We start from the raw sequence: 16005 nt of genomic DNA, 5'->3' as shown, positions 1-16005 counted from the left end.
GACTAAAGTCAACATCAAACCATCCAAGGGTGTCGATGTACGACCCGGTAGAAGGAGGGCGTATCGCCGAGAAAACCCGCCAGCTGCTGCGAGAGAGCCACCATGACCCCGCTTGACCATCGTTCCGAGCCACGCAACCTGCTGCTGGTACCCACCGACAGTGGCATAGGCCTGACCTCGGCCTGCCTCGGCCTGATCCGTGCGCTGGATACCCTCGGGCTCAAGGCTGGCTTTCTCAAGCCGTTCCGACAGGATGAACTCAATGGCAACGGGCCGGATCGCTCCTGTGCCCTGGCGACCAGCACCTTGGGCCTGGAAACCCCGGCACCGCTCAACCAGGCACGGCTTGAGCGCCTGCTGCGTGAAGATCGCACCGACGAGTTGATGGAGGAGGCCGTTGAGCGCCATGCTCGGGTCGCTTCCCCGGACGCTGGCAAGGCCCCCGAGCTGGTGGTGATCGAAGGGTTGGCGCCCAGCCAGCACAGCAGCTACGCGACACAGCTCAATGCCCAGCTGGCCCATGCCCTCAACGCGCGCACCATCCTGGTCGCCGACGGCGACCTGAGCGATCCCCAGGGCCTGGCGGAACGGCTCGACATGCATGCGCAGGCCTTCGATGGCGCCGATTCGTCGCGTACCCTGGGTTGTATCCTGATGCGGCTGCGCCCGCTGCCGGACGGCGAGACTTCCAGCTCCCTGGCGGCCCCCGAGCTCACCGCCCAGCGTGACGAGCAGCTGGTCGCCAGCCTGCGCCGCTACTTGCCCGCCTTGGGCAGCGAACGCTTCCATCTGATTGGCGCCGTGCCCTGGCATGCGACCCTCTCCGCGCCACGTGTGCTGGACGTCGCCCGGGCCTTGGAGGCTCGCTTCCTGCACGAAGGCGAGGCCGCCAGCCGCCGTGTGCTGGGCACCAGCCTGTGCGCGCGCAGCGCCTCCCATGCCCTGCACGTGTTCCGTCCCGGCCGCCTGCTGGTCACCCCCGGAGATCGTGACGACATCCTGCTGGCCGCGGCGCTCTCGACCATGAACGGCGTGCCGCTAGCGGGTATTCTGCTGTCCCACGGCGAATTGCCGGATGACGCCATGATCGATTTCTGCCGGCCCGCGCTGCGCAGCGGACTGCCGGTAATGGCGGTAGACTCCGACAGCTTCGCCACGGCCCAGCGTCTCGATCGCATGGCCAACGACATTCCCATCGATGATCCGGAGCGGGCCGAGCAGGTAACACGCTTCGTCGCCGGCCACCTCGATCTACAGTGGCTCAAGGAGAGCCTCAGCCGCGGCTATCCGAGCCGACTCTCCCCGGCTGCCTTCCGCCATCAACTGGTCAAGCTGGCCCAGCAGGCGAGCAAGCGCATCGTGCTACCCGAGGGCAGCGAGCCGCGCACCGTAGAGGCCGCCGTGATCTGCCAGCAGCGCGGCATCGCCCGCTGCGTGCTGCTTGCAAGGCGCGAAGAAGTCGAGGAAGTCGCCCGCCAGCGCGGCATCGTGCTGCCCGAGGACCTCGAGATCCTCGATCCCGCCGACATCCGACGGGACTATGTGCAACCGATGGTCGAGCGTCGCCCCGACAAGCTCAACACGCTGACCGCCAAGGATCAGCTGCAGGATAACGTGGTGCTCGGCACCATGATGCTGGCCAAGGACGAGGTGGACGGTCTCGTCTCCGGAGCGATCCACACCACTGCCAATACCGTGCGCCCGGCCTTCCAGCTGATCAAGACGGCGCCGAACTATCGACTGGTATCGTCGATCTTCTTCATGCTGCTGCCCGAGCAAGTGGTGGTCTATGGCGATTGTGCAGTGAACCCGGATCCGGACGCCGAGGCCCTGGCCGAGATCGCCATCCAGAGCGCTCGCTCCGCCGCGGCCTTCGGCATCGAACCTCGAGTGGCCATGATCAGCTACTCCACCGGAGAGTCCGGCAGCGGCGCCGACGTGGACAAGGTACGCCAGGCCACGCGCATCGCCCGAGAGCGCGAGCCCTCGCTGTGCATCGACGGTCCGCTGCAGTACGACGCCGCCGCCATCGAGAGCGTTGGCCGCCAGAAAGCGCCCGATTCCCCGGTGGCAGGGCGTGCCACGGTCTTCGTCTTCCCCGATCTCAACACCGGCAACACTACCTACAAGGCGGTCCAGCGCAGCGCCGGCGTGGTAAGCGTCGGCCCCATGCTGCAGGGCCTCAACAAACCGGTGAACGATCTGTCCCGCGGCGCCCTGGTCGATGACATCATCTATACCATCGCCCTGACCGCGATCCAGGCCGCCCAGCGTGGTTGAGTACCGCCGCAAATCGACGTCATCGAGGGTGAAATCAACACACTGGCTTTCCCGCTCGCTCCCACTGGCCTAGAGTCGAGGCATATTCCGTCCAAATACAGGAGACTACCCATGACGGCACATGACCGACCGAAAGGCGCTGTTGGACCCGCGCAACACTCACAATTGTCGCTGTTCGCGCGAAATTTCTTCAAACACCCCCAGATGCTGGGATCGATCATTCCCAGCTCCTCTTTTCTGGTCAAGCGCCTACTCGACCGGGTCGATTGGCAGCAAGCGCGGGTCGTCGTCGAGTACGGGCCCGGGGTCGGAACCATCACCAAGGAACTCCTGCGCCGCATGCCTCCGGAATCGACCCTGGTAGTGCTCGAGACCAACCAGGACTTCGTCGATTGTCTCGAGCAGTCGCTCCCCGACCCTCGACTGCAAGTCGTCAAGGGCTCCGCCGAGACGATCCAGGCCGAACTGGACCGCTTGGGCCTGCCCGCGGCCGACTACGTGCTGGCCGGCATCCCGTTCAGCACCATGCCGGCAATGACCCGCGAGTCCATCCTCATGCGTAGCCTGGAAGCGCTCTCGCCAAAAGGCTCCATGCTGATCTACCAGTTCTCCTCCAAAGTATTGCCCGACCTGCGCCGCGTCTTTTCCAAGGTGGAGTGCGATTTCGAGCCGCTCAACGTGCTCCCGGCGCGACTTTACTACTGCCACCCCTGAAACGCCCCACGCTGGCCCGACGAAGGGAATCGGAATATCCTCTGGACACGAACGGCCTGAACGCAAAAGGCCCTGAACACCAACACGGAGAACAAAATGGCCGGCTTGCTACCCGATGTCGACCCCGATGGACTGCTCGAGTATTCGGTGGTCTACACTGATCGCGCACTGAACCACATGTCGAAGAGCTTTCAAGATGTGATGCGTGACGTCTCCTCTACCCTGAAGGAGGTTTACAACGCGCATTCGACGGTGATCGTCCCCGGCAGCGGGACCTTCGGCATGGAGGCCGTGGCGCGCCAGTTCGCCAATGATCGCACCTGTCTGGTGATCCGCAACGGCTGGTTCAGCTATCGCTGGAGCCAAATCCTCGAGATGGGCAAGATTCCCGCCGAGGTCAACGTGCTCAAGGCGCGTCGACTCGACGAGGAGGACCCGACCTCGCCCTTCGCTCCGCCCTCCATCGAGGAGGTGGTCGAGTCGATCCATGACCAGCAGGCCGATATCGTGTTCGCCCCCCATGTGGAAACCGCCTCGGGCATGCTGCTGCCGGACGACTACCTGCGCCAGATCGCTGACGCCATTCATGAGCAGGGCGGGCTCTTCGTGCTCGACTGCATCGCCTCCGGCACCCTTTGGGTCGACATGCAGGACATCGGTATCGACGTGCTGGTCAGTGCTCCACAAAAGGGCTGGAGCGCCAGCCCCTGCTGCGGGATGGTGATGCTATCTCGCCAGGCGCGAGAAATCATCGAGGAGACCACCAGCACCAGCTTCGCATGCGATCTCAAGAAGTGGCTGTCGATCATGGAAACCTACGAGGCCGGTGGCCACGCCTATCACGCCACCCTGCCCACCGACGGCCTGCGCCAGCTGCGCGACGTGATGCGCGAGACCCGGCAGTACGGCTTCGACAAGGTGCGTGACGAGCAGTGGGAGGTCGGGCGACGGGTGCGCGGCATGCTCGGCGAGCACGGTTTCCGCAGCGTGGCAGCACCGGGGTTCGAGGCGCCTGGCGTGGTGGTCTGCTACACCGAGGACGAAGGCATCGTCGGCAAGTTTCTTGCCGCCGGCGTCCAGGTGGCTGCGGGGGTCCCCTTGATGTGTGACGAGGGCGAGGACTATCGCGCCTTCCGCATCGGCCTGTTCGGCCTCGACAAGCTCCACCATCCGGAGCGGACTCTGGAGAGCCTGGAAACGGCCCTGGCCAAGGTGCAGGGCGCCGACGAATAGACCGTCGTGGCGCGCCCTCCTCAAGGCGAGGAGATAGTGCCTCTCATGACAGCGGGGCGGCCATCTGGCCGCCCCGCTTGCTGTAGTACGCGTCGGTATGCTTCAAGGCCGGGAGGCCTCAGTAACCGCCCATGCCCCGTGGCATGAATCCCAGATTGTTCTCCACCTCCGTTACACCGGCAATGTTCTCCGCCGCGACCTGCACGGCCTGTCGCTGCTCCTTGCTGTCCACCAGCCCCCACAGCTGTACTTTGCCGTCGGCCACGATGACGTTGAGCCGGTCGACCATCACCCCGGTGTTGTCGTCCACCTCCTTGAGGATGGCATCACGGATATCGCGGTCATCACCGCCAGCGGTCGGCTGGCGGTTCACCGAGAAGCCGCGAAGCACGTTGGAGCGGCTGACGATGCCCACCAGTTTGCCGTCTCTCACCACCGGCACACGCTTTATACGACGCTTCTCGAGCAGCGAGGCGATACGGTGTAGCGGCTCGTCCTCGTTGATGGTGAGCGGGGTCGGCGTCATGATCTCACTGGCCTTGCGGCCATGGCTCTTGACGTAATCCACGGCGTTGCTGCCTCCACCGAAGAGCTTCAGCCACCAGGATTTGTGCTGATCCGAGTCATTCTCGACTCGGCGCATCAGATCTCCCTCGCTGACGATACCGAGTACCTTGTCGTCGGCATCGATCACCGGCACGGCACTGATGCCATGCTCTACCAGCAGGCTGGCGATCTCGCTGACTTCAGTGTCAGAGGTAACGGTGATCACGTTGGTGGTCATGACGTCTGCAGCTTGCATGGGATGCGGTCTCCGGACAATAAACTGACAAAATTGTGTGTCTCGTGCCTTACAAGTTAGCAACTCTTTGCCCGCTCTGCCTTGATTCCGGACAGTTTTCTGCGGCTCGCGTCAGGCCGGGCATCCGGTGCGGGCCTGCCCACTTCCTGGAGCAGTGCCTCGATCTTGCCGTCGGTGATGACCTCGTCGACCTCCTTAAAGTAAACCCCATGGTCATCGCCCTCGTCTTTTCCTACAATCGGCGCGCTATCCGCATGCGGAGCGTCGTCGGCGCCTTCGCCATCCAGGCCGGTCGGTGACTTCGTGCTGTATGTGCCCTTCAGCCAGGTGGTGCTCAAGACCTTCTCGGACGCCGTCGGCCAGGTCGAAGCACCACTGGTGGTACGCCCCTTCATTGCCCGCATGCCCCCCTCGCAGCTGTTCGCAGTACTGTGTGGCGGGCTGGCCTCGGTGCCGGCCGGCACCCTCTCCAACCGGATGTCGACCTCGACCGTCGACTTCTTTCTCGCCCTGGTTGGCTGAGAAAGGTGGCTGAGAAAGGTGGTTGAGGAGGATGGCTGACGATACCGGCACGCGCCGCGGCGACTGCCGCGGCTCCGACAACCCCGCTTACAGGACGACTCCATGACCGAACTACAGCAAGCCGCGCGCCAGGCCCTGGCGCTGATGGACCTCACCAGCCTCAACGACGACGACAGCGACGCCACCATCGAGGCGCTCTGCCAGAGTGCCAAGACGCCCGCCGGCACCCCGGCGGCGGTCTGCATCTACCCAGCCTTCGTGGTAACCGCACGCCGTGCGCTGAAGGCTCATGGCCTCGAGGGCATCGTCAAGGTGGCCACCGTCACCAACTTCCCCCACGGCGGCGACGACATCATGGCGGCCGCCCGGGAGACCCGCGCTGCAGCGGCCTCTGGCGCCGATGAGGTGGACGTGGTCTTCCCCTGGCGCGCCCTGATGGCCGGCGATGAGGAAACCGGCCGAGAACTGGTCGCGGCGTGCAAGCAGGCCGCCGGCGATGCCCTGCTCAAGGTGATCCTGGAAACCGGCGAGCTGAAGGATCCGGCCCTGATCCGCCGCGCCAGTGAGCTGGCCCTGGAGGGCGGCGCCGACTTCCTCAAGACATCCACCGGCAAGGTAGCGATCAATGCCACTCTGGAAGCGTCAGAGATCCTGCTCACCGCCATACGAGACAGCGGCCGCGACGTAGGCTTCAAGGCCGCCGGCGGCGTGCGCACCGTCGAAGACGCCCTGGCCTACCTGCAGCTCGCCGAGCGCCTGATGGGCGTCGCATGGATCACGCCCGCCCACATGCGCTTCGGCGCCTCGGGGCTGCTCGGCAACCTGCTGGAAACCCTGCGTGCCGACGACGGAGGCAACGCGACATCCGGGGACTATTGATGGCCACGCCCCATATCAATGCCGAGCGCGGCGACTTCGCCGATACCGTGCTGATGCCCGGCGACCCACTGCGCGCAAAGTACATCGCCGAGACCTTTTTCGACGAGGTCCGTCAGGTCAACACGGTGCGCAGCATGTCCGGCTATACCGGCACCTACAAGGGCCGCGAGATCTCTGTGATGGGCCACGGCATGGGCATCCCCTCGGTCTCCATCTATGCCAAGGAGTTGATCACCGAATACGACGTCAGGACGCTGATTCGCGTCGGCTCCTGCGGTGCGGTTCGCGACGACATGGCGTTGCGTGACGTGGTCATCGGCCTTGGCGCCTGCACCGATTCGGGGGTCAATCGGACGCGGTTCGGCGGCATGGACTTCGCTGCTATCGCCGACTTCGCCCTGACCCGTGCCCTGGCCGATGCCGCCGATGACCTCGGCGTGATGACGAGGATCGGCAACCTCTTCTCGGCGGATCTGTTCTACGACCCGCGACCCGAGACCGCCGAGCTGCTCAGGCGCTACGGCATCGTCGGCGTGGAGATGGAGGCTGCCGGCCTCTATGGGGTGGCCGCCGAGTTCGGCGCCCGAGCCGCCACCATCTGCACCGTCTCGGACCATATTCTCAAGGGCGATTCACTGGGAAGCCAAGAGCGCCAGAACACATTCAACGAGATGATGGAGATAGCTCTGGAAAGCGTGCTTCGCGATGATGCCGCCCGGGAGGTAATGCCATGAACGATGCCACCGATCCCACCATCATCGCGGCGCTGCTGACAGTGCGCGACCGCGCCTATGCGCCCTACTCCCGCCACCCGGTGGGCGCCCTGGTGATCAGCGAGAGCGGCACTCGCTACGCCGGCGCCAACGTGGAGGTGGCCCATTACAAGGGGATCTGCGCCGAAGCCTCGGCCATCACCGCCATGGCCAGCGCCGGCGAACGTCAGCTGCGCGAGGTCTGGGTGATCGGCCCCGGCCGGCACCTGTGCACGCCCTGCGGCGACTGCCGCCAGCGCATCTGCGAGTTTGCCACCCCCGAGACCCGCATCCGGGTGGTGGATGCCGAGGGCCGGCTGCTCAAGGAGTACGACATGGAGGCGCTGCTGCCGGACGCCTTCGGGCCCGAGAACCTGAGTCCCGAGGCCCTGCAAGAGTAGTGGCAGCCGCTACGCTGTCATCATTCACCATGGTATTTCTGGAGCCTGCTCATGTTTCGCGACATCGACATTCCCGCCGCCGACGGCACCATCGACGCCCATATCGTCTCGCCCGATGACGCCGCCGGCCCGCTACCGCCGGTGGTGCTGTTCACCGATATCGGCGGCCTGCGCCCCTGCTATCTCGAGAAGGCCCAGCGGATCGCGGACAACGGCTACGCCGTGCTGATGCCCAACCTCTACTATCGCGACGCAGCGGGCACCGTGGTACCGGAGGGCAAGTCCTTTCGTGACCCGGACGTGCGGCCGACCCTGCTCGCGTATGCCGCCCACCTGACACCCGAGGCACAGCGCCGAGACTTCGCCGCCCTGCTGGAATGCCTCGATAGCGAAGCCGAGTTCGCACACGGCAAGGTGGGTGTGGTCGGCTACTGCATGACCGGCGCCTTCGCACTGCGCATGGCGGCCCAACACCCCGGCCGCGTGGCCGCCGCGGCCGGCTTTCACTCGGCTGGCCTGGCGCAGGCCGACGACCCCGACAGTCCCGTGCATGGGGTCGATACCATCGAGGCGCGGGTCTATTTCGGCCATGCCGACCAGGATGCGCTGCTGCCTCCCGAGCAGATCGCCCGCATGGACGAGGCGCTGGCCCAGGCCGGCGTGCACTTCACCACGGAGCTCTACAAGGGAGCGGCCCACGGCTTCACCGCCAAGGACGCCCCTTCCTATGACGCAACCGCCGATGCCCTGCACCACAAGCGACTCGCCATGCTCCTGGCGGAGACGCTGTAACGCGCCCTTCGCGGCCTCCGGTCAGCGATCAAGCAAGGCGCGCCCACAATGGCAACAGCAAACACCTTTGAAGGAGGAAATGGGGTATTTTCCGATCAGGTTTATGGTGCTTTTCGGGTCTTCTACGTGGCCAATCGGGGCGACGCGGTATTCGTGCTCCACTGCTTCCAGAAGAAGACCCAGAAGACCGCCAAGAAAGACATCGACCTGGGTAAGCAGCGATACAAGGAGCTGCCCTGAGCCCGGCCACCAAGTGAGGTAACATCATGGCCATCGAGTATTACGACAGCGTGTGGGATGCCATCGAGGACACTCCCGAGGAGGCGCTGAACATGCGTCTGCGCTCCGAGCTCATGGCGAAGATCGCCGGCCGTTTCCGGGAATGGGGCATCACTCAGAAAGAGGCCGCGCACCGCCTGGGCATCACCCAGCCTCGCCTAAACGACCTGCTGAACGGCCGCATCAACAAGTTCAGTCTGGACGCCCTGGTCAACCTGACGGGGCCGGCTCACTTCCATCTCGAGCTGGAGATTGAGGACAAGAAGGAAGTAGCCGCCTGACAGCGATCAAAACGCCCCTCCAGGGCCTCCTGGAGGGGCGGTCGGCGTATGTAAAGAAAACGGCCATACCTCTGCTATGGACGGCCCATAAAAGACAATCCCCTGATTGATTCATGAAGAGGGCTGACGAAGGGATGGATCCGGCCTCAGTGTGCAGCGGCTCAGTCCCCCGGCTTGGCCTCGTGCCCCGGACCCTCCTCGTGGACCAGCTCCACATCGACAATGCGCGAGCGGCTCATGACGATCTTCCAGCGCTGCAGCAGCGGCGCGCCGTCGCCCTCCACCTCGCGGATCACCAGGTTGATCAGGTGGCGTTTTTCCACCGGTTCGCGAGCTACTTGCCCCTTCTCCTCGAGCCGGTAAACATCGTGGCTGCCCTTGTCCATCAGCCGTGCCAGCGAAGAGAGGTCCAGGGTCAGGGTCTCGCGGGTGCGGTCATAGCCGCTGAGGAAGCGGGTCGGCGACATGCGCGAGCTGGAGCGGTAATGCAGCACCACCTCCTCGCGCTGGGCCAGGTTGCGCTTGCGCACCCGGCGGATCTCCTCGTCGAGCCGGGCGTAGCGCTGGTAGTCGAACCACTCGAGCTGGCGCCCCAGGACGGCATTGCTGGTGGGGTCGAGGTAGCGGCGCCGCCACTTGGGACGACCGCTGCGCAGCCAGCGCCATAAAGTGATGCGCAGGTCGTCCTTGAACACCTCACGCAGCGCATAGATCACCGCCAGGGTCAGCACGAAGAGCGCGGTGATGTCGCCCAAGGCCGCCCGAGCCTGCAGCAGGCCCAGTGAGACGAAGACCATCACCACCGCCGTGGCGAAGGCCTTCACCGCCTTCTGCTCGCCGCCGCCGAGCTCCTGGCTGCGCTGCTTGAGGGTCACAGGATACTCGATCAGCCGCCGCAGCAGGCGCATCTTGTTGGACATCCGGGTCGGGTCACGGGTGACCCGCTCGGAGTTGTACTCCCGGGCGCGGCGATGCTCGATCTCGACACGGCAGATTGCCAGCAGGCGCTCGCGGATCGCCCGGTAGTCGTTGCCCCGCGGCAGCTGGGCGACCAGCGCCAGCAGGTTCTGCTCGGTGAGCCAGGAAAGGTAGTTATCGATGTTGGCATAGTAGCGATGCAGGCTCTCGTCCTCCGGCTCCTGTCGGCGCAGGCGGCCGAGAATGCCCAGGGCCAGGTCGGCGGTCTCCTCGAGCCGGGTACGCAGCCGGTCGACCAGCTCGTCATCCTGCGCCGTGGTGCTCTGGGCGGGCGCCGGAGCCTTCTTGGCACTGTCGTCGCCGCGCTTCTCCACCTTCCGCACCCGACGCGAGAGCTCCAGCAGAGACTGAGTGGAGCGCTCCAGTGCCACCACGTACTGGTAGGCGTAGAGGCTCAACCCCAGGCGATACTGGTCGGCGTCGAGGCGCTTGCCCGCCAGGCGGCTCATCACTAGCGGTAGCCGGTGGCGGTCGCTGTAGTAGGTCCGCTTGACATGGATAGCGCCGTGATAGAACGCCTCCTCCGAGAGCAAATGAGGATTCAGACCAAGCTCGGCGGGCACGAAGAGGAACACATCCAGACGGTGGGAGGTCTCCTCGCGAAGCACGCGGGAGACCTTGAGATGCAGGCTGTCCCGGCGCTCGACCGTGATCGAGTGAGTCGCCATCTGGACTAGGCGGGATCCGGGGAGCTGCCCCGGGCACTGGTATCACCGGCAGGGTCAGCAACCCCGGCCTCGCCGGGCTCCCGACCGCTGGCATCGCGCGCCTCGGCGCCCTCACCGGTCCCGTCCAGGCGGCCTCCGCCTTGTCCTTCCATGCTCACACTCAGCCGTGGCACGCCGAGGTCGACGGACTGCGTCTCCATGCGCTGCTTGAGCAGCAGGTTGAAGGCCCGTGCCACGTCCCACTGCATCTCCGGCGCCGTGCGAAAGCGCATGCGCAGGATGGCGCAGCCGTCCTCGAAGCTGTCGATGCCCTGCATCTCCAGCGGCGACCAGATGTGGTGGCGCATCATCGGATCCTTGCGCAGCGCCATGGCGGTCTCCTGCATCAGGGTGGTGGCATCGTCGATTTTCATATCGAAGGGAATGCGGGCCCGCATCAGGGCGATGCCGAACTGGCGCGACATGTTGTGGATGGATTCGATGCGACTGAAGGTGATGATATGGACGACGGCATCCAGGTCGCGCAGGCGCACGGTGCGCAGGGTCAGACCCTCGACGGTACCCATATGGCTGTTGATCTTGACGAAGTCATCCACGGCCAGCGAATCCTCGATGAGGATGAAGATGCCGGTGATCAAATCCTGGACCAGGGTCTGGGCGCCGAAACCGACGGCCAGACCGATCACCCCGGCACCGGCCAGCAGCGGTGTGACGTTCACCCCCAGGTTGGCCAGCCCGACGATGGAAGCGACGATCACGATGGTGGCGAAGATGATGTTGCGGATCATGGGCGTGATGGTCTGCGCGCGGGCCAGATTGACCCGGCGCCCCCGAGCACGCGCCGGGCTGGTCAGGGCGCGCTGGATGGCGGTATCGGCGAAGATCCAGATCAACCAGGCCAGCAGTACGGTAAAGCCGATGGCCAGCAGGGCTTGGCCGATACGCACGCTGGCTACCCCCTGCTGACCGATGCCGATCAGCGAGGCCCCCCATACCTGGAGCGAGAGCTCGGCAAAGGCGATCCAGGCGAGCACATGAGCCAGCGCATAGCCGAAACGTTCCAGGCGCTTGCGATATTCGCTCTGCCGACGCACCTTGGAACGCCGCTCACCATGCCGACGGATCAGACCGGTGACCACAAGTGTCAGCACCAGTAGCGACGCCGAGATAATGGAACGGGCCAATGCCGTGCCCACGTCGCCCCCGGTGATGAAGATCGCCAGCAACGAGCCCCCCACCAGCAGCAGCGCCGGTACATGCCAAAGGCCGCCCACCAGCCGCACCACTTCGGAGGAGCTGCCTCTGTCGCGCCGCAGTGTATAAGGGCGATTGCGGATCATATGCTTGATCGGACGCTTGAAGCGCAGGATAAAGCGCCCGCTGATCAGCGCCGCCAGCACATTGGCCAGCACCGACATCAGGCTTGCCAGGTCGTCGCCGATGATTTCCGTCAGCCGGGCTGAATTGAAGGCATCGCCTAGCGCGATCAGCGCCCCGATGACAAAGAGCGGCCTCAGGCTCTGCTGCTGCAGGATCTGCACGGCGATGAAGCGGTGGCCGTTGGTGAACACCGAGATCACCGTCTCCACCACCACCGAGAGGGTCCGCCCGCAGAGGGTCACATAGGCGATGACCAGGGTCGCGGTGCGCCCCGAGCTCTCCGGTACCAGCTGGGCGATACCCAGCACCAGCAGGAATGCCAGCGCCCAGGGCAGCATGCGGCGCAGGAAATGGACCACCAGCAGCCCGGCAGGAGGGTCCCGGGGCAGGTCCAGGGGCCAGCCCCGGCGCCTGGCCAGCAGTCGTCCCAGGGCGATCAGTATCACCAGCAGCCCGACCCAGATCACCAGCAACACGGTTAACTCGATGACGAAGCGCAGCAGCTCCGCATTACCGGTCTGGACCATCAGGGCAGCCAGGTCGGACCACCCCTGTTTCAGCTGACGCTGCCACTCAGCCAATGGCAGTTGGCCATCCTCGGCCTGGTCACCGAGCTCGCTTATGGTCTCTGCCAGGGCACCGAGCAAACCCTGAGGACGCACGACACCCGCCTCCTCGGCGGCAGGACCATGGGCCTGCTGCAACTGACGCAGGTTCTCAAGCAGTGCCTGGCGCTGCTCGGCATCCTCGAGAGTGGTGATCACCTCTTCCAGGGAAGCCTGGAAGGCCTGGGGGTCGTGGGATGCCGACTCGTTGCCGCTCCCCGGTGTCAGGCTAGACAGGGACGGCGACTGGGCGGAAGCCACCGTCGTCAACAGCATCAACAGCAGCAGCCCCGTCAGCAGGCCGCGAACGACAACGAACGGGCGTTTCGCTTCAGGCACTCTTTCTACTCCCTGGCATTTCGTTTCCCTTGAATTTCGCCTCTCTAGCGGACGGGCAGCGGCCCGGGCCGCATCATGATTCCCGAGGCAGTATGGTAGGATGCCGCCTATGTGCCTTACAGGATGCCGTCATGACGCCCCAATCGCCACCTGAACCCCGCAATGCAGACGGCAAGACCCGTTGCGTCGGCGTCGAGATCGAGTTCGCTGGCCTGCCACCCAAGGAAACAGCAGAGCTCGTGCGCGAGTTGTTCGGCGGCAAGGTAGAGGTGCGCAGCCCCCATCGCCTCAAGGTAACCGACACCCGCTGGGGTGAGTTCGGGATCGAGCTGGACACGCAGTACGCTCATCCGGACGAGACCATCATGAGTGCCGATGCCATTGGCGACAGCGAATGGGAACGCATGCGCCTGGATTTCCATACCCGGACCCGGGAACTGATCGGCGATGTGGTCACCGGCTTGGTGCCCACCGAGATCGTCTGCCCCCCGGTGCCCTGGGACGAGTTGGAAGACCTCGACGCCATGTTCGAAGCGCTGCGCCACCGGGGCGCCAAGGGCACCGATGCCAGCATCCTCTACGGCTTCGGCCTGCATCTCAACCCCGAAGTACCGAGCCTCGAGGCAGGGAGCGTGCTGGCCTACCTGCGCGCCTACATGCTGACCGCCGCCTGGCTGCGCGAGCAGATTCACGTAGACATCACCCGGGAAGTGCTGCCGCATGCCAATCCGTTTCCGCGGGCCTATGCCCTCAGAGTGCTCGACCCGGATTACGCCCCGGACGTGGACACCCTGATCGACGACTACCTGGCCGACAACCCGACACGCAATCGCGAACTGGACATGTTGCCGCTGTTCTCCCATCTACGCCCAGACCATCCCCACGAGCTACTGCGCAACAAGCTGGTCAAGGCGCGCCCGACCTTCCACTACCGTCTGCCCAATGCCCAGCTTTCCGAACCGGGCTGGGGGGCGGTCGCCGAGTGGAATCGCTGGCTGGAGGTGGAGCGTCTGGCCACCACGCCGGCGACGCTGGCCGAGCGCAGTGAACAGTTTCTCGCCCGTCATCGGCCCTCGGCACCGCGCCGCTGGCTGACTCGGCTGCGCCGTTGGGTGTCTCGCCAATGAGCCTCGCGACGCGTCCCCTGATCGGCATCACCACCTCCGATGCCAAGAGCCGGATCGCCTGGTGGTTCGACTGGTTTGCCATCTGGCGGCACGGTGGCCGGCCGCGGCGGTTGTCGCCCATGCGCCCCTTCCCCGAGGCACTCGATGGCCTGATCATCGGCGGCGGCGACGACATCCAGGCCCACCTCTACGGCGGCGAGATAGGCCTGGACGTCCGCCTCGACCCGCAGCGCGACGAACTCGAGCTCGAGCTGCTGGAGCGCTTCATTCCGCTGGGCAAGCCGGTGCTGGGCATCTGCCGTGGCGCTCAGTTGATCAACGTCTACCAGGGCGGCACCCTGGACCCGGACATCTACACCACCCATGAAGGACTCAAGCGACGGCGCACGGTACTGCCGCGCAAGACGGTGGACATCATCGCCGACACCCAACTGCATCGCATCCTCAAGGTGAGCTGGTGTCGCATCAACAGCCTGCACCATCAGGCGGTGCAAAAGACGGGAAAGGGCATCGAGATCGTTGCCCGAGACCGCGACGGTCTGGTGCAGGGCATCGAGTCCCGCGACCATGAATTTCTGATCGGAGTGCAGTGGCACCCCGAGTGGCTGGTATTCAACCGCCCCCAGCAACGCCTGATCCGCGCTCTGGTAAAGGCCGCCCGGCGCGGGATGTCATCGCCCTCATCTTAGGGACGAGAGCAGCCCCTAGGGAAAAGAGCAATACCCCAGAAAAGACACCGGAGCCACCCCAGGGTGGCTCCGGTGTTTATGCTGCCTGACACCCGGCTACACGGCCGGGGGCCAGTTTCAGCTTTCGAGCTTGGCCTGCAGGGTGATCTCGGCGTTGAACAACTTGGAGACAGGGCACCCTTCCTTGGCCTTGTTGGCCGCATCCTGGAAGGCCGCCTCATCGGCACCCGGGATCTTCGCCACGGTCTCGAGATGAACGGCGGAAATGGCGAAACCGCCCTCGACTTCATCCAGAGACACCTTCGCCTCGGTGGCGATACGCTCGGCAGTCAGGCCGGCCTCCCCCAGGATCATCGACAGGGCCATGGAGTAGCAGCTCGCATGCGCGGCGCCGAGCAGCTCCTCCGGGTTGGAACCTGACTCGCCCTCGAAACGCTTGGCGAAGCTGTAGGAAACGTCCTGGAGAACGCCGCTCTGGGTGGACACTGTCCCCTTGCCATCCTTGAGACCGCCTTGCCAGACAGCACTGCCAGATTTATTGATGCTCATGTCGACTCCTTCTCGTTTTCAGGGGTAACGCATTGCCTCTTCACCATACACCATGGGGATGCACTCCTCCCTATACAAGGAGGCTGGCCTATACAAGGAGGCTGGCACTGACAATGGGCAGCTCAGGATCCCTTCAGCGCGGCAAGTTCACGCGCCAGGGTGGCCTGGCCCAGCTCGCGCATCACCGCGATATTGCGCTCGGGAATGCCCGCCGGGTCCGGGTGGTGGTCCAAGGCCCGTTCCAGCCCCGCCTCGCGCAGCAGGTGCCACATAGGAAACGGCGAACGGTTGGTGAAGTTGGCGGGATCCTCCGGCTCGGCATCCGCAAAGACATAATCCGGATGGAAACTCGCCAGCTGATAGATGCCCTCATATCCCTGTTCGGCCAGCAGCGCCTCGGCGATAGCCAGCAGATCCAGATAATCGTCGAAGTCCTCGAGCCCCTCGGTGAGCACCAGCAGGGTGGTCTCCACCCTGGGGGTCTCGTCCAGGTGGCGACACTCATCGAAGAGAGCCAGCAGTGCCGCCTCGCGATCGTGGGCCGGTATCGCAACATAGCGAATGGTGTCGCGAGCCACCTCGCGGCCGGCGAAGGGACAGACGTCGCGGGCGACCACGAAGGTCTCCACCCAGGCACGGGTGGCAACAAGGGGATCGGGGGATGCGGTCATGGTCGCCTCGGTCAGGGTAAGGGAGCGGATAGAAAGGAAGCGGCAGTATAGCCCAGGCGACCAC

Annotated in this window: 16 protein-coding genes and 1 pseudogene; 12 read left to right on the top strand and 5 right to left on the bottom strand. The window is 64.8% G+C overall.

What is annotated here, in order from left to right:
- Positions 1–102: 102 nt before the first annotated feature.
- From pta to U5L98_RS05545, 3 genes are all read left to right on the top strand, one after another.
- Entirely contained in the window at positions 103–2280 is a 2178-nt protein-coding gene (gene pta / locus U5L98_RS05555) for a phosphate acetyltransferase (RefSeq protein ID WP_322557351.1), read from the top strand.
- 111 nt (positions 2281–2391) lie between these two features.
- Positions 2392–2994: a class I SAM-dependent methyltransferase gene (locus tag U5L98_RS05550; RefSeq protein WP_322557350.1), complete on the top strand. Its 603-nt coding sequence runs from the start codon at positions 2392–2394 to the stop codon at positions 2992–2994.
- Positions 2995–3090: 96 nt separating this feature from the next.
- Complete coding sequence (locus U5L98_RS05545) at positions 3091–4227, top strand: aminotransferase class V-fold PLP-dependent enzyme (RefSeq protein ID WP_322557349.1); 1137 nt, start codon at positions 3091–3093, stop codon at positions 4225–4227.
- A gap of 118 nt (positions 4228–4345) precedes the next feature.
- Here U5L98_RS05545 and U5L98_RS05540 read toward each other — a convergent pair whose 3' ends face one another.
- Complete coding sequence (locus U5L98_RS05540) at positions 4346–5029, bottom strand: CBS domain-containing protein (RefSeq protein WP_322557348.1); 684 nt, start codon at positions 5027–5029, stop codon at positions 4346–4348.
- Between the two features lie 209 nt (positions 5030–5238).
- On the opposite strand from U5L98_RS05540, the pseudogene U5L98_RS05535 reads away from it, so the two are divergent.
- The 7 genes and pseudogenes from U5L98_RS05535 to U5L98_RS05505 all read left to right on the top strand — a co-directional run.
- A pseudogene (locus U5L98_RS05535) lies at positions 5239–5500 on the top strand (Na+ dependent nucleoside transporter N-terminal domain-containing protein); the annotation flags it as partial.
- 153 nt (positions 5501–5653) lie between these two features.
- A complete protein-coding gene (gene deoC / locus U5L98_RS05530) occupies positions 5654–6430 on the top strand; it encodes a deoxyribose-phosphate aldolase (protein ID WP_322557347.1) in 777 nt (258 codons plus the stop codon).
- On the top strand, positions 6430–7164 hold the full coding sequence (gene deoD, locus U5L98_RS05525) for a purine-nucleoside phosphorylase (protein WP_322557346.1): 735 nt from the start codon (positions 6430–6432) through the stop codon (positions 7162–7164). Before deoC ends, deoD begins: the two co-directional genes overlap by 1 nt.
- On the top strand, positions 7161–7583 hold the full coding sequence (gene cdd, locus U5L98_RS05520) for a cytidine deaminase (RefSeq protein ID WP_322557345.1): 423 nt from the start codon (positions 7161–7163) through the stop codon (positions 7581–7583). The genes deoD and cdd overlap by 4 nt, the downstream gene beginning before the upstream one ends.
- 51 nt (positions 7584–7634) lie before the next feature.
- On the top strand, positions 7635–8375 hold the full coding sequence (locus U5L98_RS05515; RefSeq protein WP_322557344.1) for a dienelactone hydrolase family protein: 741 nt from the start codon (positions 7635–7637) through the stop codon (positions 8373–8375).
- Between the two features lie 48 nt (positions 8376–8423).
- Entirely contained in the window at positions 8424–8615 is a 192-nt protein-coding gene (locus U5L98_RS05510; RefSeq protein ID WP_322557343.1) for a type II toxin-antitoxin system RelE/ParE family toxin, read from the top strand.
- Between the two features lie 26 nt (positions 8616–8641).
- Positions 8642–8935: a helix-turn-helix domain-containing protein gene (locus U5L98_RS05505; protein ID WP_322557342.1), complete on the top strand. Its 294-nt coding sequence runs from the start codon at positions 8642–8644 to the stop codon at positions 8933–8935.
- Between the two features lie 161 nt (positions 8936–9096).
- Here the strand turns inward: U5L98_RS05505 and U5L98_RS05500 are convergent, their stop codons facing one another.
- Together U5L98_RS05500 and U5L98_RS05495 are read right to left on the bottom strand one after the other, a co-directional pair.
- A complete protein-coding gene (locus tag U5L98_RS05500; RefSeq protein ID WP_322557341.1) occupies positions 9097–10581 on the bottom strand; it encodes a hypothetical protein in 1485 nt (494 codons plus the stop codon).
- Between the two features lie 5 nt (positions 10582–10586).
- Complete coding sequence (locus U5L98_RS05495) at positions 10587–12842, bottom strand: mechanosensitive ion channel family protein (protein ID WP_322557871.1); 2256 nt, start codon at positions 12840–12842, stop codon at positions 10587–10589.
- A 194-nt stretch (positions 12843–13036) separates the two neighbouring features.
- Between U5L98_RS05495 and U5L98_RS05490 the strand changes: the two genes are divergently transcribed.
- Together U5L98_RS05490 and U5L98_RS05485 are read left to right on the top strand one after the other, a co-directional pair.
- Positions 13037–14032, top strand: a complete 996-nt coding sequence (locus U5L98_RS05490) for an amidoligase family protein (protein ID WP_322557340.1) — start codon at positions 13037–13039, stop codon at positions 14030–14032.
- Positions 14029–14721 carry a gamma-glutamyl-gamma-aminobutyrate hydrolase family protein gene (locus U5L98_RS05485; RefSeq protein WP_322557339.1) on the top strand — a complete coding sequence of 231 codons (693 nt, stop codon included), beginning with the start codon at positions 14029–14031 and terminating at the stop codon, positions 14719–14721. The genes U5L98_RS05490 and U5L98_RS05485 overlap by 4 nt, the downstream gene beginning before the upstream one ends.
- A gap of 117 nt (positions 14722–14838) precedes the next feature.
- Here U5L98_RS05485 and U5L98_RS05480 read toward each other — a convergent pair whose 3' ends face one another.
- Complete coding sequence (locus U5L98_RS05480) at positions 14839–15270, bottom strand: OsmC family protein (protein WP_322557338.1); 432 nt, start codon at positions 15268–15270, stop codon at positions 14839–14841.
- Between the two features lie 122 nt (positions 15271–15392).
- On the bottom strand, positions 15393–15941 hold the full coding sequence (locus tag U5L98_RS05475) for a DUF1415 domain-containing protein (protein WP_322557337.1): 549 nt from the start codon (positions 15939–15941) through the stop codon (positions 15393–15395).
- Positions 15942–16005 lie beyond the last annotated feature (64 nt).

This window comes from Halomonas sp. (assembly GCF_034520545.1).
Taxonomy (GTDB): domain Bacteria; phylum Pseudomonadota; class Gammaproteobacteria; order Pseudomonadales; family Halomonadaceae; genus Halomonas.
The sequence above is the reverse complement of the archived record's forward strand: the minus strand, read 5'-3'. Positions and strand labels throughout refer to the sequence as shown.